The organism is Streptomyces sp. NPDC004667, assembly GCF_040609475.1.
Classification (GTDB): domain Bacteria; phylum Actinomycetota; class Actinomycetes; order Streptomycetales; family Streptomycetaceae; genus Streptomyces.
On sequence record NZ_JBEXKC010000028.1, the window covers coordinates 77,594 to 96,657 of the forward strand.

General features: G+C 70.2%; 18 protein-coding genes and 1 pseudogene. 10 read left to right on the top strand and 9 right to left on the bottom strand.

Features of this window, described 5'->3' with window-relative positions; translation table 11 throughout:
• Window positions 1–1,403 precede the first annotated feature (1,403 nt).
• Together ABZW32_RS18120 and ABZW32_RS18125 are read left to right on the top strand one after the other, a co-directional pair.
• Window positions 1,404–2,111: a hypothetical protein gene (locus ABZW32_RS18120; protein ID WP_356217008.1), complete on the top strand. Its 708-nt coding sequence runs from the start codon at window positions 1,404–1,406 to the stop codon at window positions 2,109–2,111.
• A gap of 51 nt (window positions 2,112–2,162) precedes the next feature.
• Window positions 2,163–2,579: a hypothetical protein gene (locus ABZW32_RS18125; RefSeq protein WP_356217011.1), complete on the top strand. Its 417-nt coding sequence runs from the start codon at window positions 2,163–2,165 to the stop codon at window positions 2,577–2,579.
• 92 nt (window positions 2,580–2,671) lie between these two features.
• Here the strand turns inward: ABZW32_RS18125 and ABZW32_RS18130 are convergent, their stop codons facing one another.
• Window positions 2,672–2,971 carry a hypothetical protein gene (locus tag ABZW32_RS18130; protein ID WP_356217014.1) on the bottom strand — a complete coding sequence of 100 codons (300 nt, stop codon included), beginning with the start codon at window positions 2,969–2,971 and terminating at the stop codon, window positions 2,672–2,674.
• 312 nt (window positions 2,972–3,283) lie between these two features.
• On the opposite strand from ABZW32_RS18130, the gene ABZW32_RS18135 reads away from it, so the two are divergent.
• The 4 genes from ABZW32_RS18135 to ABZW32_RS18150 all read left to right on the top strand — a co-directional run bounded on the left by ABZW32_RS18135 (window position 3,284) and on the right by ABZW32_RS18150 (window position 7,494).
• Window positions 3,284–3,481 carry a hypothetical protein gene (locus ABZW32_RS18135; RefSeq protein WP_356217016.1) on the top strand — a complete coding sequence of 66 codons (198 nt, stop codon included), beginning with the start codon at window positions 3,284–3,286 and terminating at the stop codon, window positions 3,479–3,481.
• 834 nt (window positions 3,482–4,315) lie between these two features.
• The gene (locus ABZW32_RS18140) at window positions 4,316–5,413 is read left to right on the top strand and encodes a bifunctional DNA primase/polymerase (RefSeq protein ID WP_356217019.1); all 1,098 of its coding nucleotides are present in this window, start codon (window positions 4,316–4,318) and stop codon (window positions 5,411–5,413) included.
• Window positions 5,410–6,972 carry a phage/plasmid primase, P4 family gene (locus ABZW32_RS18145; RefSeq protein WP_356217022.1) on the top strand — a complete coding sequence of 521 codons (1,563 nt, stop codon included), beginning with the start codon at window positions 5,410–5,412 and terminating at the stop codon, window positions 6,970–6,972. Before ABZW32_RS18140 ends, ABZW32_RS18145 begins: the two co-directional genes overlap by 4 nt.
• Window positions 6,973–7,098: 126 nt before the next feature.
• On the top strand, window positions 7,099–7,494 hold the full coding sequence (locus ABZW32_RS18150; protein WP_266846447.1) for a DUF6009 family protein: 396 nt from the start codon (window positions 7,099–7,101) through the stop codon (window positions 7,492–7,494).
• Window positions 7,495–7,630: 136 nt separating this feature from the next.
• Here the strand turns inward: ABZW32_RS18150 and ABZW32_RS18155 are convergent, their stop codons facing one another.
• Both ABZW32_RS18155 and ABZW32_RS18160 read right to left on the bottom strand, forming a co-directional pair.
• A complete protein-coding gene (locus ABZW32_RS18155) occupies window positions 7,631–7,822 on the bottom strand; it encodes a hypothetical protein (protein WP_356217026.1) in 192 nt (63 codons plus the stop codon).
• The gene (locus tag ABZW32_RS18160; protein WP_356217028.1) at window positions 7,807–8,487 is read right to left on the bottom strand and encodes a hypothetical protein; all 681 of its coding nucleotides are present in this window, start codon (window positions 8,485–8,487) and stop codon (window positions 7,807–7,809) included. The genes ABZW32_RS18155 and ABZW32_RS18160 overlap by 16 nt, the downstream gene beginning before the upstream one ends.
• 517 nt (window positions 8,488–9,004) lie before the next feature.
• Here ABZW32_RS18160 and ABZW32_RS18165 point away from each other — a divergent pair.
• Window positions 9,005–11,032 carry an AAA family ATPase gene (locus tag ABZW32_RS18165; RefSeq protein ID WP_356217031.1) on the top strand — a complete coding sequence of 676 codons (2,028 nt, stop codon included), beginning with the start codon at window positions 9,005–9,007 and terminating at the stop codon, window positions 11,030–11,032.
• 121 nt (window positions 11,033–11,153) lie between these two features.
• Window positions 11,154–11,738, top strand: a complete 585-nt coding sequence (locus tag ABZW32_RS18170) for a hypothetical protein (protein WP_356217034.1) — start codon at window positions 11,154–11,156, stop codon at window positions 11,736–11,738.
• A 315-nt stretch (window positions 11,739–12,053) separates the two neighbouring features.
• Here ABZW32_RS18170 and ABZW32_RS18175 read toward each other — a convergent pair.
• The 3 genes and pseudogenes from ABZW32_RS18175 to ABZW32_RS18185 form a co-directional block, all read right to left on the bottom strand.
• Window positions 12,054–12,200 (bottom strand): annotated as a pseudogene (locus ABZW32_RS18175) (IS5/IS1182 family transposase); the annotation flags it as partial.
• A 30-nt stretch (window positions 12,201–12,230) separates the two neighbouring features.
• Complete coding sequence (locus ABZW32_RS18180; RefSeq protein WP_356217037.1) at window positions 12,231–12,590, bottom strand: DoxX family protein; 360 nt, start codon at window positions 12,588–12,590, stop codon at window positions 12,231–12,233.
• A 175-nt stretch (window positions 12,591–12,765) separates the two neighbouring features.
• Window positions 12,766–13,260: a cupin domain-containing protein gene (locus ABZW32_RS18185; RefSeq protein ID WP_356217040.1), complete on the bottom strand. Its 495-nt coding sequence runs from the start codon at window positions 13,258–13,260 to the stop codon at window positions 12,766–12,768.
• Window positions 13,261–13,341: 81 nt separating this feature from the next.
• On the opposite strand from ABZW32_RS18185, the gene ABZW32_RS18190 reads away from it, so the two are divergent.
• Entirely contained in the window at window positions 13,342–14,196 is an 855-nt protein-coding gene (locus ABZW32_RS18190; protein WP_356217043.1) for a LysR substrate-binding domain-containing protein, read from the top strand.
• A gap of 52 nt (window positions 14,197–14,248) precedes the next feature.
• On the opposite strand, the gene ABZW32_RS18195 is transcribed toward ABZW32_RS18190, so the two are convergent.
• The 3 genes from ABZW32_RS18195 to ABZW32_RS18205 form a co-directional block, all read right to left on the bottom strand.
• Entirely contained in the window at window positions 14,249–15,646 is a 1,398-nt protein-coding gene (locus ABZW32_RS18195) for an SMI1/KNR4 family protein (protein WP_356217046.1), read from the bottom strand.
• Between the two features lie 94 nt (window positions 15,647–15,740).
• The gene (locus ABZW32_RS18200) at window positions 15,741–16,562 is read right to left on the bottom strand and encodes a hypothetical protein (protein WP_356217049.1); all 822 of its coding nucleotides are present in this window, start codon (window positions 16,560–16,562) and stop codon (window positions 15,741–15,743) included.
• 151 nt (window positions 16,563–16,713) lie between these two features.
• Window positions 16,714–17,220 (bottom strand): CAP domain-containing protein, encoded by a 507-nt coding sequence (locus tag ABZW32_RS18205; protein ID WP_356217050.1) that lies wholly within the window; start codon window positions 17,218–17,220, stop codon window positions 16,714–16,716.
• Between the two features lie 1,025 nt (window positions 17,221–18,245).
• Between ABZW32_RS18205 and ABZW32_RS18210 the strand changes: the two genes are divergently transcribed.
• A complete protein-coding gene (locus tag ABZW32_RS18210; RefSeq protein WP_356217052.1) occupies window positions 18,246–18,941 on the top strand; it encodes a zinc-binding dehydrogenase in 696 nt (231 codons plus the stop codon).
• Window positions 18,942–19,064: the final 123 nt, after the last annotated feature.

Sequence of the window (19,064 nt, forward strand, 5' to 3'; positions counted from 1 at the left end):
GACGGCCTCAAGCGTGAGGGAAGGTCACATCACACCGGGTCGGTTGAGTTCGGGCCCCTGAGGCCATGTTCTACCAGCCCGAAAATGCCCGATATTCAAGAAAATTAACTAAATGCCCGAATCTTGAAGACTCGGTGCGCTGCGGCGTGGAGAACACGGCCGACGGTCGGACTGTCAAAGCGGATCGTCAGTGCTGCGTTCCACCGGCGGGGATACCGACCATTGCCCGTCCTGCCCGGAAGTCCCGGAGGAGCACGGACACGTGATACCCGGGCACACCCCACCCGCCGCCCATCCTCAGCTCACCTCCCCGGCCGGCACCGCGCACCGCACCCGCAGTCACGGTGACAGTCGCGGTCGCAGACGACCGGGACGGCACTGCCTTCCCTGACGACCCCTGCCCGACTTCGCCATCCGCCAGCCCGGTCGTCGCGGGGCACAGGACCGGCCAAGCCCATACAACGATGGACAGCAGCCGACCAGCAAGCCGATGCACCCCACATAGGGGATCTTGTCCATCGCCTACTGCAGACCGAACATCCCAGGGGCCAGCCCCTGGACCCCGCCAGCGCCTGGCCGCGCTGGACCGGCCTTGGCATGGGGGGCTGCTCGCCCCCCAGACCCCCTCGCCAGGCGCTTGGCGCCCTGGACCAGCCCACCCCTCACGCCCTGCCCGACCTCCCTGACGGTCGGCCGTGCACCCCTCGGGCGCTGGGCGCCCTCACTGGGCATGAGGGCAACGGCAAAGGGTGGTTGATACCGGATGTGGCTGGGGCAGGGGTCCGGAGCAAGCACGAAAAGTACAGCCCTCGTGTACTTCAGGGTGACGTGGTTCAGGTCGGAGTGGGGAAGTCATGGTGCTACCTCGACGGTTGACACAGCGTTCGGCCTGCTGAGCAGTCCTTTGTGCTGCTCACAGACACGAACATGATGGAGCCTCACGGCCCTCCTCGGCAGCCGCTCTTTAATAAGAGGGCGCCGCGATTTTAGGCCTCTGACCTGCATGTTTGTCGCACCCTATGTGTCCCCCAGGACACATTTGGGGTTCCGAAATGTGTACCTGGCGAGCACATTTCGCGAAAAAATCAAGCACTGCTTTACTTTCATGCAGAGCCAACAGGCCTGGAAACACCGCAGGTCAGAGAGGTGGACCGCGAGCCCCCGCAGCGCAGAATCCATGCGTGGGCTTTGCAATTACGTGCCGTCATTGCGACACACAAAATCAAGCAGCGGTGTACTTCCGGTGCTTGGGCGCGAAAAAACTTCACTCGGCGTGGATTTTTGTCGCAGCGTTCGAACGGTGCCGCGCCCGGAGGCCTCATCCGGCGCGCCGGGGCGTCAAAAGACAAGCACACGTTGATTTTTTGGATAGTCTCGGACCGCCTGAGTAACAAGGAGGTCCAGTGACATCTGATCCGCCCGCCCGTCGTCGGCGCGGGCCCCGGCCCGTGCCCGTCCCCACCGCCGCGGGCAACGAAGCCGAGTACGGAGACATCCTGGCGGTCCTGGGCCAGCAGCTTGGGGAGAAGGTGGTCGAGGCCACCGACCCAGGAGGCCGCCGTAGGCTCAAAGGAGTCCACTTCGAGTACGCGGCCGACCCCCGAGCCGTACACGACATGGCCGGGGGAGCCGGATACAGCCTGGCCAGCAACTGGTTCACGCAGCTGCTGGCCCAGCTGGCCGTCGCGAACAGCATCACCAAGTCCCAGCTGTGCGTGTTCCTCTTCGTGGCCGGAGGGCAGGTGCCGGGGACCGGCATCACCCCGTACACGCAACAGGAGATCACGGACGGACTGAACAAGATCGCCGCTCAGAAGGGCGGCAAGATGATCACGCGGTCCACGGTCAACCGAGCCGTCCAGGCCCTCTGCGGCTACAACTGGGTGGAGAAGGCCGGCAACGGCCGTATCCAGATCAACGTGCGGTTGTGGTTCCACGGCAACAGCACGGCCCAGCACGAGGTCCTCTCCGAGATCTCCGACCGGCACGAGCACGACGTCGAGGCCTTCCCCTACGCAGTGGGCCCCGGAGGTGCCCATCAGGAGGAGCTCGACCTCGACTTCGGCTACGAGGCCGAAGCCCGCCTTCGCGGAAGGAGGCGTACCGGGTGATAGTTCTGCCATGCCCCTTCGCGGGCACCCGCTCACGAGGAAGGCTCTCCCATGGCTAACGTCATGTCTCCGATCATCGCGGAGCGCATCTGGGCCCTGCCGTTGTCCGGGTCTGCCGTCAAGTTCCTCCAGTACCTCGTCTCCCGCAGTGACTTCGGGGGAGCCCTCCCGGTCCGGCAGAAGGACATGGCGGCGGAGTACGGGGTCACGCCGCAGGCCGTCAGCGGCCTCATGGCACCCCTGTGCGATCTGAACATCGTCCTCAGGCCGCGCAGTGGAGAGCGCAACGGCAACTCGTACCGGCTCCACCCGCTGGCGGCGAAGTACGAGAGCCCTGAGGACATGGAGGCGGCGTTCCGCGCGACGCTCGTGCGCATTCAGTCGGGGGACCTGCCCAACCTGAAGCTGCCGACGTACCAGCAGACGCCGCCCACCCCGACCGGCCGGCCCAAGCTGCAGGTCGCCTGAACGGACTGCCGACGCCCGGAAAGACGGAAGCCCCCCACCGAAGTGGGGGGCTTCCGCGCCTGAGTAACAGGATGGTTCGTTCATTATATCCATCAGGCACAGGGCACGCGCAGCCGTACTGCACCACACGAGTCGGCCGTGTCGACGGCGTGGATCAGCCCTGGGGGAGGTGCGCGGGTGTCGAAGGGCTGTTCGTCGACCCGGTCCCACCGCCCCGGGAGGTCCCCACCCTCCGCGGACACAGTCCCGACGGCCTCCTGAGCGAGGTCCTGGCCGAGCCTGACGCCTCGCTGCGGGGACTGGGCGACGTTTGCGTCGAGGTCCGGGACGACGATCAGCCCGTCCAGTGGTGGACTCTCCTCGACGCGGTCGTGGTGGCCCATCAGCCTCATCCGGCCGATCCGATGCGGTACGACATCGTGCTCGGCGCCGGTGTCAGGAACGACGAGAGCCTCTTCGAACTGCCCGCGGCGCCGCGCTTCGAGCTCTTCGCTGGAACGATGCCGCTGCCGCCAGTGCGGGCCGGTGCTCTGCCGTGGACGGCCTGTTCAGGCCCCGAGCGCCATCACCGGTGCGCGCCCGTCCGTGCTCGGCGACGGGCTGGAAGACATCACCCTCACCGATGGCGGCGACGATCGGCCATCCCCGACGGTCCGTCCGGTCTGGGCGCAGTGGTACCAGGGCCCGCCGACAGCCCCCAACATGTGGGCGCCGTACGACGCGCAGGGCAAGGCCGCCTGGCTCGACCTGACCAGCCCGGTCTGGCGGGGCCCGCGCCCCGGCCGGACCGCTCCGGCGGCGAGTACCACCTCGACGGCCGGTTCGTCACGGACGTCCCCGGGCTGCACTGTGCGGTCCTGCAACTCCTCGAACGGCGCGGCGCCACGGTCGTGCTCCAGTGAGCCCCGGGCGCCCCCGCGTAGACGACTCGGGGACGGACTGAGCAGGCTTCAGTCCCCACCCAAGACGGAAGGCTCTCCACCTGGGTGGAGAGCCTTCCGCGCCTGAGTAACAGTCGCGGCCCACTGTATCGGCCGGACACCGGCCCGCGGCAGCCCGAAGACCCTCATACATGTGTGTGGTGGAGACCCGGAAGGGGCTCGGGTGGGGACTCGAGAGGGACGGAAGGGATCCATCAGTCCCTCCGGGTTTCGGTCCCTCGCCCATGCTGCGTACATACCTGCAGGTCAGAGCGATCCCGCAGCCGGGGGAGAGGGACCGGAGGGACTGAAGGGACCGAACTTTCCTGTTCCACTGATTACGCGTGCGTGTGTATGCGTACGCGCGTAGGAAGGCCTTTAGAAGGCTCTAAAACGCTGGAGCGCTGATAACTAGGACTTCTCAGTCCCTTCAGTCCCTCTCCCGGCAGTCGCAGGCCTCTGACCTGGGCTTCTCTGTGAGGGACCGAAGAGGGACCGAAACTCTGGGTCCCTCCCGAGAGTCCCTGGTCCCTGCAGGCGCCCCTGCGGGCCCGGAAGGCGACACGCCCGGGGCGGGAAACCCGCGGTTGCCGGCGTCCTGCTGGGGGACCCTGATGGGTGCTGACGTCCAAGGGACCGAAGGGACTGAAAAACCGATACAACGCGACGAGGAGGACCGCCCCCTGAGGTAGGCTCAGGGCCTCATTCGAAAACTCGGTCCCTTCAGTCCCTCCCTGAGCTGTGCTGACCCTTTGACCAGTGCTTTTGCCTCAGGGATCGAATCAACTGCTGGGTCCCTCGACAAGGACGATCCGAGTGCCAGGCCAGGGCGACACCACCAGAGCAGCGTCATCGGGGACCATCAGTCCCTTCGATGTCGCCGTGTGGTGCGCCGGACAGGGCTGGCCCGTGCACCCCCTGGCGCCAGGCCGCAAGACGCCGGCCGCCAACTGCACGCCCTGCCGGGAACACACCCACCCCCCGCAGGCCTGCCCCTGCACGGAAGCAGGCAAGTGGTGCCACGGCTTCCACGCGGCCACCACCGACAGCGCCCGCCTCGGCGCCTGGTGGGCGGAGCAGCCCTCCTTCGGCGTCGGCGTCTCCTGCGGGCCCGCGGGGCTGGTGGTCCTCGACGTCGACGCGCACAGTGTCGAAGTACCCGAACGCGACCGGCTCCTGCCCGGCATCGCCATCCACCAGGGCGTCAACCTGGACGGCCTGGCCTCCGGCTTCGACACGCTGGCACTGCTGGCCGCCTACCGCGGTAGGCCCAACCCCGTGCAGGACGAGTCGACCCTGCGGGTCAGGACCCCCTCCGGCGGCCTCCACATCTGGTACCGGGTCGACGGGCCCGGGGCCCGCTACCGCTCCTCCACGGGCTCCAGCCCCAAGGTGGCCCTCGCCTGGCAGGTCGACGTACGGGCCGTCGGCGGCTACATCGTGGCCCCCGCCACCCGAACCCCGGCCGGTACGTACGAACCCGTCGGGCCGGCCCGGCTTCCGGCACCGCTCCCCGACTGGCTGGCCGCCGAACTGACCCGGACCGGACACGTCGTCGACGACGGACCCGCCCGCTCCGCCCCCACGACGGCGACGCGACCGGCGCCGCGACGACCGGCCCCGAGGCCCGACAGCACGGGCGCCCACCGCCTCCTGGAGCCCTTGCTGGCCGAGGTCCACGGATGCGCCGCCGTCCCGCAGGGAGCGAGCTTCACCGAGAAGCTCAACCGTGCCGCCTACACCGCCGGAGGCCTCGTAGCCGCGGGCCACCTCACCGACGTGGAGGCCCGGGAGCTCGTGACCGCGGCCGCCGACGAAGCCAGACCGCACCAGAGCCACCGTAGCCTCGCCATCATCAACTCTGCCCTGTCCGCCGGTCTCCACCGGCCGCTCCACCTCAAAGGACGCCCATGAGCAGCGCCGACGGTCCGCGTTTCGACGCCACTGCCGCCGCCCAGCAGATGCTCGACCTCGAAGGCCACCTGCCCGCACCGAACCTGCCCGCACGAAACCTGCCCGCACAGCAGGGCACCCTCACGGTGCACGAGCAGGCCCGCCAGTCGGGGCAGCTGCCGGGTCTGCTCAGCGACCGCGGGAACGCGAAGCTGTTCGCGGTGATGTACGGCGACCAGTTCCGTCACGTCGAGGGCCTGGGCTGGTACCACTGGAGCCAGTACCGCTGGAAGCGCACCGGAGGAGAGAAGGCCGCTGTGTGGGCGGCGGGGGACATGGCCGAGCAGATGCCGCCCTCCGACCCCACCGGGCTGTTCAGCGACCGCGAACTGCTCCTGCACCGGCGCCGCTCGATGTCGACCCCGGGCATCAAGGCGATGCTCACCCAGGCGAAGGCCTCGCCCGCCCTCGCCCTGGACCCGGACGTCCTGGACGGCGATCCCTACGTCCTGTGCACCCCGGCCGGCGTCGTGGACCTGCACACCGGCCGGATCCGCAAGCCCGACCCCGAACGCGACATGCACTCACGGGCCACCAGCGTCGCCCCCGAGGCCACCGAGACCCCGCGCTGGCACCGCTTCCTGACCGACACCTTCGGCGACGACGCCAAGGGCGCGGAGACCATCCAGTTCCTCCACCTGCTGCTCGGCTACTCGGTCACCGGGGACGTCGGCGCGCAGGTCCTGCCCTTCCTCTACGGCACGGGCGCCAACGGCAAGTCCGTCCTCCTGGACGTCATGACCCAGATCCTCGGCGACTACGCGCAGGCGGCCCCGCCCGGCTTCCTGATGGAGAAGGGCAAGTTCTCCGAGCACTCCACCGAGCTGACCGAACTCCACGGCCGGCGCATCGTGGTGTGCAGCGAGCTCAAGCCCAACGACAAGTTCGACGAGTCCCGGGTCAAGCTCCTGACGGGTGGCGACCGCATCATGGCGCGCCGCATGCGGCAGGACTTCTTCTCCTTCACCCCCACCCACAAGCTGTGGCTGCTGGGCAATCACCGCCCCGAGGTGGCCTCGGGCGGGCACGCCTTCTGGCGCCGGATCCGGCTCATCCCGTTCGAACGGGTCGTACCCGCCGGCCGCAAGATCGACAACCTCGCGAAGGAACTCGTCGACAGCGAGGGCCCCGGCATCCTGCACTGGCTCGTCGAAGGCGCCCAGCACTACCTGCGCACCCGGGACCCGCTCGCCGGACCGTCCTCCGTCCGCGTGGCCACGCAGGCGTACGCGACGACGGAGGACCACATCGGCCGCTTCCTCGCCGAGTGCTGCACCACGGAGCCGGCCCGGAGCGGCGGCGACCTCAGGGTCGAGCAGGGCCTGCTCTACGGCGCCTACAGCGCATGGTGCAACGCGGGCGAGGGCATCCGGCCGGCCACCGCCCGCGCCTTCGCCACCCGCGTGCGCCAGGAACTCTCCCTCGCCTCACCGGCCGACATGATGAAGTCCAGCGGCAAGAAGTACTACCCGGGACTGGCACTCCTGGCCGAAGACGACCCGGAATCCTCATATGTCTAGACCAGGCCGCCTACACACCCGTCGTCCATCTCTCTACGATGGAGTCGGTCCCGCTCTCCGGGACCCCGCCCGCCAGACCCACCCAGGCCCGCACCCGGCCGCCGACAACGAAAAGGGGCCGCAGCCATGAGCTCGCTGCTGAACGAGAGCGACCTCCTCCACGAGAACACCGTGGTGTGGCTGGAGAACCCCGAACAACTCGACTACGTGCGCCAGGCCCTGGACAAGACCGCCCGCCGCCGGGGCAAGCCCCGCTACGCCCGCGACGGCCGCATGGTCGGCTACACCGAACTCGACGAACACGCCGAAGCCGACCCCGACAGCGGCCTCCAGCTCCGCCGCGTCTTCTTCCTCCTCCCGCACGACCGCGACGCCCAGCCCGACGGCCTCTACCAGGCGGGCGCCCCGGGCGAAGCGGTCGACCCCCGCACCATCGAACCGCGCCGGGTGGGGGAGAAGACCCCGCGCTCGCAGGGCAGCCGGGCGGGCAAAATAGCCGCCACCGGCGCCAGAACGGCGTAGCACCGACCGGGCCGCCCCCCCCGACGGGCGGCCCGGGCCCACGGCCCACGCCCGGCTTCCGCAGACCGATGCCGCCCGCCCGCCGGGCCCCGTACGCAGGTCCGCGCGGGGGCCCAGCGGTCGGAGCTCCTACGGCCTACGGCCTGCGGGGGACGTCGGGGTCGCGGTCGGGATCCGCGGCCCTGGCCGCCGCCCGGGCCAGGACCACGGGGACGTCCGTGTCGCCCGTGTCGTCCGTGTCGTCGGGGGCGGTCACGGTCGCGTTGACCGGCCCCGTCGCAGGGTCGTAGCCGAACGTGTTGCGCGGGAGTTCTACAGGCATGTCCACGTGCTGGAACCTCCGTACTGCAGGTAGCCGTTGACGGGCGTTCCGTCCGAGGCCGTGGCGTAGCCGCGGGCTTCGAGGCGGTAGGACTTCCGACCGTACCCGGCGGGGTGGTTGCACCACACCATGAAGACGGTGTCGTTGTGCTGGCCGGTGGTCTGGGGGCCGACGATCGAACCGGTGATCCGGGACCATCCGCCGTTGTTCCAGGCGAACTGGCCGTTGGTGTGCTGGACGCGGAACGATCCGGAACAGTCCTGGTTGGTGGTGCCCTGGAGGTCGCCCAGGTTCCAGTCGCGCAGGCCACCGACGTACAGCGTGCAGAGCAGCGCGGCGGCGGCGTTGGGCTGGGCCGCTGCCGTCCCGCTGGTCTTGGCGGCTTCGGCGGCACGGGCGGAGTCGACGAGCTTCTTCGGGAGGTAGTTCGCGGGGTCCTTGGCCTTGGGGTCCGACAGGTCCAGGGTCGGCGACTGGTAGGTGTTGCCCGCGCCGTCGTACCCGAAGTGCACGACCTTGCCGGTGGTCGGCCTGGCGGTGGCCCCTGCCGGGGAGGTGGCGGCCTTGGCGTCGGCGGACGGGGCGGGCGCGTATGCAGTGGCTCCGCCGGCCAGGGCGCCGACGAGGCCGAGCGCGATCCCTGCTGTGGCCAGCGAGGAGGTCAAGCGCATGGGACAGCTCCTTGTGCCGCGAGTCGCGGGTGCCTGGTGCGCCCGGTGCGGCGGCAACTACCCACGAACGTAAGCGACTTGTGGCCACGTGCCCGCGTCGGAACGAGCCATGGCCCGAACCGTGTGCAGAGTGTCCGATTCCGGGTCGTTCGGGCGGCATCACCCGAAGTGGAGGGAATGCGTCCCCGGCTGGACGGGGCTGCCGCCGGGCGCCGTGGCGGCGCTCGGGCGGGCTCGCCCATAAGGCGGGCAGGCGTCGGGAGCGTAATTGTAAATATGTGGAACGACGAAATGCGTCGCGATATGAGCCGCGAAATGCGTCACGAAATGCGGCGCGAAATGCAATACGGTCAGCCGCCCTTGGATTCGGTCACAGGGACATGGATTCAACAAGTAAGTCAAGACTTACCTTTGAGGATCTTTGACCGTATGGTGTGGCTCTCGAACCGAAGGAGCCCCCCTGTTGTCGAAAATGAATGACCCCGCTGAGCGTGCGGTTGAAACGGAGCGGGATTATGTGTCCTCCGTGTATGAGCTGCTCACCGAGCGGCTTGCCGAGGCACGAGTACACCGGGCGAGCGTGCTGAAGGCACCGGCGGACAGCGCCGGTGAGGCATACGAGAGGGAAATCGCGGCCGAGCGTCTGACCAAGGAGATCGGCCGACTGGAGGGCGCCGAAAAGGGGCTGGTCTTCGGGCGCATCGACTGGACGGACGGCACGGTCCTGCGCATCGGGCGGATCGGACTGCACACGGAAGAGGACGACCTGCCTCTGCTCGTGGACTGGCGCGCGAACGCGGCGCGGCCCTTCTACGAGGCGACACCGGTCCACCCGATGGACCTGCGGCGGCGTCGGCACCTGCGCCTGGAGGAGCGCACGGTCGTCTCGGTGAGCGACGAACTGCTGGACGGGACCGCCCCGACCGACGAGGACGTCGTCGGGGACGGCCCGTTGACCGAGGCCTTGTCGGCACGGCGTACGGGCAGGATGCACGCGGCCGTCGCGACGCTGCAGGCCGAGCAGGACGAGGTCGTCCGCTCCGCCCACCGCGGGGTGACCGTGGTGCAGGGCGGGCCCGGCACCGGCAAGACGGTGGTCGCCCTGCACCGGGCGGCCTACGTCCTGTACGCGTTCCCGCGCGCCGCGGAGCAGGGCGTCCTGGTGGTGGGCCCGAACGCCCGGTTCCTCGACTACATCTCCCAGGTCCTCCCCTCGCTCGGAGAGAACGACGTCGTTCTGGCGACCTGCCGGGAACTGGCCGGAGTGTCCCCGGACGCGGTGGGCCCCTTCGACGTGGCGCGTCTCAAGGGCAACTCCGACCTCGCCGACGCCTTGGCCGGCCTGCTGCGCGTACACCAAGCCCCCGCCGGTGACTTCACCGTGAGGGTCGGACAGGAACCGGTCCACCTGTCCGACGAGGAAGTCGCCGCGGCACGCGACGCCGCCGTGGCAGCCGTACCGGGGCACAATCCCGCGCGCCAGGTGTTCAGGGAGCTGTTGGCCGACGCCGTCACCGACGCGATGCAACGAGACATGGGCGACCTCCTGGAGCAGATCGACGCCGATACCGAAAGGATGACGGGCCTGGACCTCGACCGGTTCACCGGAGCCGCCCAGCGCCGTGTCGAAGGCGCGGCCGACCCGGGTCCGGTCCACGAGCTGGATCTGGACGCCATCCGAGCCGATCTCCTCGACGACGCCGGCTTCGACCGAGCGGTCCAGGTGCTGTGGCCGCAGCTGGTGCCCGGTGACCTCGTGAAGGCGCTCCTGACGAACGCCGACGCCCTCGCCGAGCACCTGCCCCGCCTGACCGCGCAGGAGCGGTCCCTCCTGCTGCGCGGTCCGGACGAACCGTGGACCGATGCCGACGTGCCGTTGCTGGACGAGGCGGCGAGCCTGGTCGACGGCCCCCCTGAGCGGACGTACGGGCACGTCGTCGTCGACGAGGCGCAGGAACTGACCGCCATGCAGTGGCGGATGATCGTCCGCCGCTGCCCGGCACGGGCGATGACGCTCGTGGGTGACTTCGCCCAGGCGGGCCCGGTCGCGACAGCGGGCGACTGGAAGGAAGCGCTGAGCCCCCACGTCGGACCGCGGTTCAAACTGCACGACCTGACCGTCAGCTACCGCACCACGCAGGAGATCCTGGAGAGCGTCCGGGACCTGCTCACGCGGATCGCTCCGGACCAGAAGCCCACCCGGTCCCTGCGAAGCGGCGAGAGCCCGCGCACCGTGACCGCGCCCGCGGACGGCTTGGTCACCGCCGTCGTTCAGGAACTCCGCGCCCAGAGCGCCGCGCACCCGGGCGAGCTCCTGGGAGTGATATGCGCGGACACCAGGGTGAGAGAGCTGACGGCCCAGGGCATCGCTCACCACGCACGGATCGTGCCGGCGTCCGAAGCACGCGGCCTGGAATTCGACGGGGTCGTCGTCCTGAACCCCGAGGAAATCATCACGGCCCGCCCCGGTGGGGAAAGGGACTTGTACGTGGCCCTGACCCGGGCCACCAAGCGCCTCTGCACGATCACCGTCCAGCCCACCTGACGCCCCGCTGCCCACGCCGCCGCCGCGGGCACACCCGGCGCGGAGCCGTCCACCGAGCGGCTCCGCCGCCTGGTCGGAATGCGAACAGCACCTCCCCCAGTATCTGCCAGACTGCTCCGGCATGAGCACTTCGAATGCCCTGCCGGTTTTGCGAACTCCCGATCTACTGCGCGCCCACCAGGCAGTCCAGCGCCTGCTGAGCCTTGCCATCCCCATGGACAGGTTCCAGGTCAACGCGGAGGCGCAGGCCCTGACTCTGGCAGAGGCACAGCGCATGGCTGCCGCCTTCCCGAAGGCCACGGTCAGCCCTGACGACCCGTACCGGCCCGAGTCCAACGACGAGGTCCGGTGCATGATCGCGGCAGGGGACCCGCAGGTGACGGCGCTGCTCCCGGTAACGCTCCACCTTGAGAGCCAGCCGGTCGGGTCGATCGAGGAAGCATTCTTCGCTGTGATCGGTTCCGGGAGAGCTTCGATCGACTGGGACTTCTTCAGCTGGCCGGCCGTTCCGGAACTCGACCTGGAGATCCGGAACAAGGACGCCTGTGTCCAGATCGCCATCAACAGCCGGGACGTGGGCCGTGACGTACCCGCCACGGACCACACGGTCTTCATTCACTTCCGGTCGGGTGACGTGGAGCGTGCCGAATGGCTGGCCCGGCAGGTCGGACTGCAGCCGATCGGGCCGGTGGAGTGCGGCTGGTAGCTGCCGGTGGCGCTCCGGTTCGTGGGCGAGGCTTCGCAGACATCACGGGCCCGGAGTGGGCCGGTGACCTCGTTGAAGGCGGCGAGGATGCGGGGTAGTCCGGTTGCTCGGGCGCCTCCGGCGGGGAGGTCCGTCCCTACCGGGAGGCGGTCCGCGAGCGCCGTGACGGTGTTGCGGGTGATCGCGAGGTGTTCGAGATGGGTCTCCGCCTGCCGCGGTCGGCCCTGCAGTTCTCGATCTGCGCGCGGAGGTCGCCGGCCAGGGCCCGGGCGGCGGTCTTCTGGATGTCGAGCGCATCGAGCAGGGGCTGAATGTTCACGCGGTCACCGGCTCCGGGTCGCGCCAGGTGGCTGTGTTCGCGTCGGTGAGGCGGCGAGCCATGACCTGGGTCATGGCCCAGTAGACGCGGGAGGCGGCGGAGGTCGGGCAATGCCCGTAGTCGCGGATCAGGCGCCGGTGCATCCACCGGTTGACGGTCGAGGCAGTGACCGCTCACAGCCCGGTGGCCAGCCAGATGGTGACGCCCGCCGTGGCGATGAGCCCGATGTTGAGCGTGATCGAGCGGTCTTCGCCGGTCAGGTGGACGGCGACCGCACCCGTCTGCAGGAGTACGAACCCGATGGCCGCAGCCGACGCCGACCAGGGAGCGATGCCGGTCAGTGGCGGCAGGACCAGCCCGAGGGCGCCGAGTATTTCGACCGCCCCCAGAGCCCTGACGGCGGCCAGGGGCATGCGGTCGACCCAGGCCATCATCGGTCGGAGCCGGTCACGGCTGCGGACCACCTTCATCGCGCCCGCGTAGAGGTAGAAGAGGGCGAGCAGTCCCGCGACGATCCAGTAGGCGGTCTTCATGATTTCCGTTTCTGGGCCACCGGTTCCCGGGAGCCCGTCGATTGCGATGATTTCGTCGATTGCCGGAAAGGCCCCGGGCAGCCCCGGGCGAAGGCCCGGCCCGTGACCGGAGGGCCCCGGCCCCAGGCCCCCGGCCCGCCGGTCGGCAGGAGTGCGGCTCGGGTTCCCGCGGGCTTCAGGGGGAGTCGGTGGCGGGCACCGTCGCGTAGCGGCTCATCGCGTCGATGCCGGCCTGTGGCGTCATCGGCCGACCGGTGGCGAGCACGTCCTGGAGGTCCCGGAAGTACTGCACGTACAGATCGGGGGTGAAGGTGCTGAGCATGACGGCGGGAAGGTCGGTCGGGTTGGCGAAGGTGTGCGGGGTGCCGGGCGGCACGATCACCAGGGTCCCCGCGGAAGCGTCGTGGTCCTCGTCCCCGACGGTGAACCGCACGGTGCCGGAGAGGATGTAGAAGCCCTCGTCGTGTCCGGCATGACGGTGCTGCGGTGGTCCCTGGGTGTGCGGGGCGAGGACGGACTCGGCGATCGCGAGGCGGTGCCCGGTGTGGCTGCCGTCCTCGAGGACGCGCATGCGCGTGGGGCCCAGGAGGATGGTCTCGCCGTCGCCGGGACCGACCACCGATACGGCGGGGGAGGCCTGCGGACGGCTGTTCTCTGCTTCTTCGGTCATGCCCACCAGTGCACGGCCAAGGCCCCGCGGCTGTCCAAGACCCATTCCGCAACGCCGATATCCCCTGGGTATCGTTGCAGCGTGGAGCTACGGACCTTGCGCTACTTCGTGGCCGTCGCCGAGGAACTCCACTTCGGCCGGGCCGCCACCCGACTGCACATGAGCCAGCCGCCGTTGAGCCGGGCGATCAAGCAGTTGGAGGCCGACTTCGGTGCGCTGCTGTTCGCCCGGTCGGCCGCCGGCGTCAGGCTCACCCCGGCCGGTACGGTGCTGCTCGACGAGGCGCGGGCACTGCTCGACCATGCCGACCGCGTCCGCCTACGTGTGAGCGCTGCGGCCGGGGTCGCGGCCATCACCGTCGGCATCCTGGGCGACGGCACCGACCCGGCGGCACTCAGGCTGGCGGCCGCGTACCGCCGACGCCACCCCGGCATCGACATCCGCGTCCGCGACACCGACCTGACCGACCCGACGTGTGGGCTGCGCAACGGGCTGGTCGATGTCGCCCTGACCCGGGCGCCGTTCGACGAGTCCGCCCTGACGGTGCGTGAGCTGCGGGCGGATCCGGTCGGGGTGGTCCTGCGCGCCGACGATCCGCTGGCCCGGCACGACCGACTACGGCTGGCCGACCTGAACGACCGCCGCTGGTTCCAGTTCCCGCAGGGCACCGACCCCCTCTGGCAGTCGTACTGGAACGGCGGCATCTCGCGCGAGGGGCCGGTGGTGCGCACCGTCCAGGAATGCGTGCAAGCCGTGCTGTGGAACGGCACCGTCGGGCTGGCCCCGCTCGGAGACCACCTGCACGCGGAGCAGCTGGCGGTGGTGCCGCTGATCGACATGGCGCCGAGCCGGGTGGTGGCGGTGTGGAACAAGGGCGACGTCAACCCGTTGATCCGATCCTTCATCGAGACGGCGACAGCCGCTCACCGAGGCTGAGCGCCGGCCATCAGCGCTGCCACGGCCCGCTGCCGTGGCTGCGGCCCGCCGGTCAGGTAGCGGGGCCGAGGTCTCCCTCGATGATCGTCTGGACGATCCGGGGCCGGTCCCAGAGGGCAAGGATTTCGTTGGCGATGGCCACGACGGGGAGATGGTCCTGATCCCGCACCGCGACGGCCGCGGCCTTCAGGCTGCGCGGGACGGCTCCGGCGTCGAGGAGCACGCGCCACTCCCGCGCGCCGAGTTCCAGGAACTCGAGGCCGGTGAGCCCGGTGATCTCCAAGGGGTCGGCCAGCGCGCCGGGGAAGGCGGAGAGGGTACGCAGCCGGGGCGGTTCGGTGAGGGGGCCGAGACTGAACGGCGGGCCGTCCGGCATGCCGATGGTCAGGACTTCCAGGGCGGGGTGGGCGGCGGCCTCGACGGTCGCCAGGCCTCCTGCCCCGACCCTGGCCGCGAGCGGTGACCGACCCGCGCGGCGGCCGCGGCCTTCCTCCCTCGTGCGGCCCATGACGAAGTCGGTGAGGGAGTCGGCGACGAGTTCGGCGCCGATGCTCTGCTCGTGGTCGACGAGGATGACCTGCCCGGTGTGTCCGCCCGGGCCGGGTGTCAGGTCGACCGCGTACTCATCGCCGCCGTTGCTTCCGAAGCCGATCCAGCCCGGTGAGCCGGCCAGGACCTGTACCGCGGCATCGGCCGGGGTGCCGAGCGCCTGCGTCGCCCCGAGGTCCCAGCCAGGGTGCCGGATCTCCGCGTCCACGCTGTACAGGTGTTCCAGGGCGGACAGTTCGCAGCCGACCGCCGTGTTGGCCTGGTCCTGGTACTCGGGGTCCCAGTCCTCCCACCGCGCCCGCATCACCCGGTAGAGCACCTTGAACTCGTCGGACAGCGCGACTCCCAGGCGTGCTTCGGTGGCTGCGATCTCCGCCTCCGTCGCGCCGATGGCGTCGGGCAGGCGCTCGCGGAGCGTCCGCTCCAGCAGTTCCAGGTCTGCCGAAGGGGCCGGCGCCCCGGGTGCCGGGACGGGTAGCCGACGCCAAGGCTCGGGAACGGCGCCCTCGACAAGGACGAGTACGCCCAGGTCCGGGTACCCGACGGCAGGCTCCACGGCCGGGCTGGGCCAGACCAGGCCGAGCGTGGTGCTCCCGTCCGGCCGGACCTCTGCCCTGAAGGCGATCTCCCTCTCCTGGACCCCGTCCTGGATCCCGCCCTGGACCCCGTCCTGGACCCCGCCGGGCCCGAGTGCCTTCTGTATGACCTCCACCGCGGTCCGTGCTGTCGCCGGCATGGATCCCCGGTGGGCGAGGCTCCAGCCGTACCGGCTGATCCGTCCCGCCACACGGGCGGGCAGGTCGGCCCGCCTCTGTGTGTCGCCGGTCAGCATGAACCGCAGCACGGGCTCCCAGGTCGCGAAGTCGTGGAGCGGGGGCAGCGGGGGGCTCTGATCAACCATGCGCCGACCGTACGCGGAGCGAGTGACAGCGGCAGTGGCAGTGGCAGTGGGGTCGGCCAGGGATCCGCTCGCCAACGGGCCGGCTCCGGGAGGGTCAGGTGGCCCAGGGAAGCCGCAGGGCCTCGATCTCCGTGTCGTCGAGGAGGGCCTCGACGAGTGGAGCCGGGCCCGCGACCTTGGTGGCCCACAGGTCGTAGTCCGTGCAGAGGACCCAGGACCGGTCTCGCGCCCAGAGGTTGGACGGGCTCCAGAAGTCCTCCTCGGGGTGGTCGTAGAGCAGCTTGGCGTCCCCGAGTACGCCGGTGCGGACGTGCAGGTTGTCGAAGTCCTCGGCCGCGAGGAGCAACGGGCTGTAGTAGGCCAGGCAGGGAGTGCCGGCGCCCTGCGGGGTGTGCTCGGTGAGGACGTCGACCAGGCGGTTCCAGTCGGCGCGGTCCATGCGGCCCTCGGACGGTGCCAGGATGCCGACCGGCCAGGCGCGTTCGAGCGAGGGGAAGGAGGTGCCACACGGCAGTGTTCCCTCGGGCACCACCGGATCACCGGTCCGCTGAGCGAGCTCCGCCCACCGCAGCCGACGCCAACGCGGGCCGGGGTCCTCGCCGGCCGGGGGTGCGAACACGTCCGCGGGGTCGGTGAACACATCCGAGGGGTCGAGCCCCGGGATGATCTCGGACCCGCCCCCCATCAGCACGGCCCGCCGGTACTCGACGAACGACATGCCGGTCGGCCCGAGCTCGTGCTCGTGCATGGAGTGGAGCATCCAGGCCGCATCGGGCAGGGCCGGCGGCATGAACCCGGTCAGTCCGTCATCGGAAGTCAGGTCCCGCAACCAGTCGGTCTCCGACCATTCGGTTTCCGAGGGCCCGGCGAGCGGCCAGCGTACGGTCGCCAGAGCGGCGGCTGTCTCATCCATCATCCGGTCAGAATCGCACCCGGAGTCGAACGGCCGCCCGACAGGTCTCCCCGATGGTCGTGCACGGGCCGGTACCGGTCTCGTGGACACGGACACGGTGCTCCGCGAGATCCGAGTGGCGGCACCCTCGCGGCATGTACATCCCGTGGAAGGGTCAGGCGTAGCGGCAGACGGTCACGCCGGCTGCGGCACCGCATCCCATCTTCGTGTAGTTCTTCTGGACCATGTTCCAGTAGTGGCCCCAGTTCCTGTAGCTGGGGTCCTTGGTGTTCCAGTTCGGGCCGGCCGCGTCGTAGGCGGCCTTCTCCCCGGCCCACTGGGACACGGCCTGGGAGGGTCCGGCGCTCGACATGTTCTCGGCTCCGTTGTTGAAGCCGTTGTCGTGCGCGAGCCCACCGGCGTGGGAAGCGGGGTTGTCGGCCCATCCCTGCGCACCCGAGGCGAGAGCCGCGTCCCAGGCGATGGCCGGCGCGCCTTCCGTCTGCCGTATTGCATTGGTGTCGCTCAGGAGGGCCGCCTGGTCTGCGGGGCTGACCTCGGAAGGAAGGCCGGCCGAGACGGCGGCGGAGGCCGTAGAGCCCGCCCCCAGCATCATTCCTCCGGCCATCAGCGTTGCCGCAATGGCGATGGCGCGACGGCGTGTACGAGAAAGTCTTGTCATTGCGACTCCCTGGTCGCACGGAAACAGCGGAGAGTGCCGGCGCGGTTCACGACCGTCATCCGTCATGGGAGGGGGCGACACGGCCGGCAAGCGCGATGGTGATCGAGCCATCCATCGGCAACACGGTGTTCTCGAAAGGGCGGCCCATGGCCGCCTCCCCTACAGCCAGCGTATGTCCAGGTGACGGGGGTGGCGACCGGGGGTGGGGGAGGGGCATCCGGTACGGCCGCTCCGGCGTTGGCGGGCGGGTGCCCGGGGAGGCGAGTGCCGGGAACGTGGTCCGCGGATCTCGGCACGGTGCCTGCTGTGCCTGCTGTGCCTGCTGTGCCTGCTGTGCCCGCTGCGGATCGGCGACGTTCGCCTGGGCCTGGGCCTGGGCCTGGGATCGGGGGCCTGGGATCAGGGACAGTTCGGCAAGGTCTTGCTGGAGGGCACGGGAGGCCAGGGCCGCGCCGATGAAGTGGACTTGCGGATGGTCGCCGTACAGCGGGGCGACGTCGGGAAGGCCCCCGAGTTCCAACGGATGTCGGCCGATGCCGGTTTGGTGACCTCGGCGGCAAGACGTCCCGTCTGCGGTTCGGGCGCCCGCTGACTGTCCGTCTGGCCGACCTCGACATCCTCCGCGCGATGCCGGAGCCCGGCATCATCCTTCCCCCGCTTGATCGACACCTGGTGCCCGGCCTCGCCGCAGACCGTTCCTGCCTTACGCCGGCGAAGCCGTGCGGCAGGGGGGGGAGAGGCCGCCGCCGTCGTGCGCGGGCTCCTGGCCCGCCTGGAGCAGTGCATGGCCATGGCCACGGCCCTTCGCAACGCTCGCGACGCCGACGAGGTGCGCGCCGCGGTGGACCCGGGCGGCAGCGCCAGGCTGCTGTCGCGACGTGCCAGGGGCTCATGGTCGTGGGGAAGGCGAACCCCGACGGGGCGGTACTGCGCGCCATCGCCTGACCAGCCCACCCGGAGCCACCGCATGCGGTGGCTCTTATTCCCTCGTCATATCCGCCGGCATCAACCACGCCGAGGCACATATGCGCGCGGGCACCTCGGGCGACGCCGCGGCCGTCCAGGGGATCGAGCGCGCGGGATCTGCCGAGGCCGACCCCGCGGGCCGCCTCGCCCCCGGAACCCGAGTCGTGGCCCTCCTCGGTGGCATGGGCCGCACCCGGAACGGCAGCTACCCCGAGCTGGTCACGGTACCGGCCACCACCGTGGCCGTGGTGAACCCGTCACCGGGATGGGCCGAGCCCGCGGCGATTCCCGAGGTCTACGCGAGGGCGTGGAACGGGCTGTTCGGCAACCTCGACCCGCACCCGGGCGAGCGGGTCCTGGTGCGCGGAGCGACGTCGTCCCTCGGCCGGGCCGCCGTCAACCTCGCCGTCGCCCACGGCGCGCGCGTACTCGCGACCACCCGCGCCCCCGCGCACGCGCCGCTGCTGAAGGGGCTCGGCGCCGAGGAGGTCCTCATCGACGACGGCCACCTGGCCGCCCAGGTCCGCAGGGGCAGCCACGAAGCCGTTGACGCGGTGTTCGATCTCGTCGGCAACAACGTCCTGCGCGACTCCCCGGCCACCGTCCGCCCCCGCGGCCGGGTCTGCCAACTCGGCTTCCTCGGCGGCTCCGAGCCCGTACGCCAAGGCCGAGTCAGGGGAGCTGCCGGCAAGGCCGGCCCGGGTCTTCCGTGTCGACGACATCGTCGAAGCCCACCGGATTACGGAAGCGGGTGAGGCGCCGGGCAAGATGACCGTCATCGTCATCGTCATCGTCGACTGAGACACCCGCCCGCCGTCGCCGGAGCCGGGAGGCCGGCCGCCCAGCCGACCACCCGCCGCCGACCACCCGCCGCCGAC

Coding starts and splice junctions, on each gene's coding strand:
- ABZW32_RS18125 (WP_356217011.1), top strand. CDS start 2,163: ATGGCTAACGTCATGTCTCCGATCATCGCGGAGCGCATCTGGGCCCTG.
- ABZW32_RS18130 (WP_356217014.1), bottom strand. CDS start 2,971: ATGAGGCTGATGGGCCACCACGACCGCGTCGAGGAGAGTCCACCACTG.
- ABZW32_RS18145 (WP_356217022.1), top strand. CDS start 5,410: ATGAGCAGCGCCGACGGTCCGCGTTTCGACGCCACTGCCGCCGCCCAG.
- ABZW32_RS18150 (WP_266846447.1), top strand. CDS start 7,099: ATGAGCTCGCTGCTGAACGAGAGCGACCTCCTCCACGAGAACACCGTG.
- ABZW32_RS18160 (WP_356217028.1), bottom strand. CDS start 8,487: ATGCGCTTGACCTCCTCGCTGGCCACAGCAGGGATCGCGCTCGGCCTC.
- ABZW32_RS18170 (WP_356217034.1), top strand. CDS start 11,154: ATGAGCACTTCGAATGCCCTGCCGGTTTTGCGAACTCCCGATCTACTG.
- ABZW32_RS18180 (WP_356217037.1), bottom strand. CDS start 12,590: ATGAAGACCGCCTACTGGATCGTCGCGGGACTGCTCGCCCTCTTCTAC.
- ABZW32_RS18185 (WP_356217040.1), bottom strand. CDS start 13,260: ATGACCGAAGAAGCAGAGAACAGCCGTCCGCAGGCCTCCCCCGCCGTA.
- ABZW32_RS18195 (WP_356217046.1), bottom strand. CDS start 15,646: ATGGTTGATCAGAGCCCCCCGCTGCCCCCGCTCCACGACTTCGCGACC.
- ABZW32_RS18200 (WP_356217049.1), bottom strand. CDS start 16,562: ATGATGGATGAGACAGCCGCCGCTCTGGCGACCGTACGCTGGCCGCTC.
- ABZW32_RS18205 (WP_356217050.1), bottom strand. CDS start 17,220: ATGACAAGACTTTCTCGTACACGCCGTCGCGCCATCGCCATTGCGGCA.
- ABZW32_RS18210 (WP_356217052.1), top strand. CDS start 18,246: ATGCGCGCGGGCACCTCGGGCGACGCCGCGGCCGTCCAGGGGATCGAG.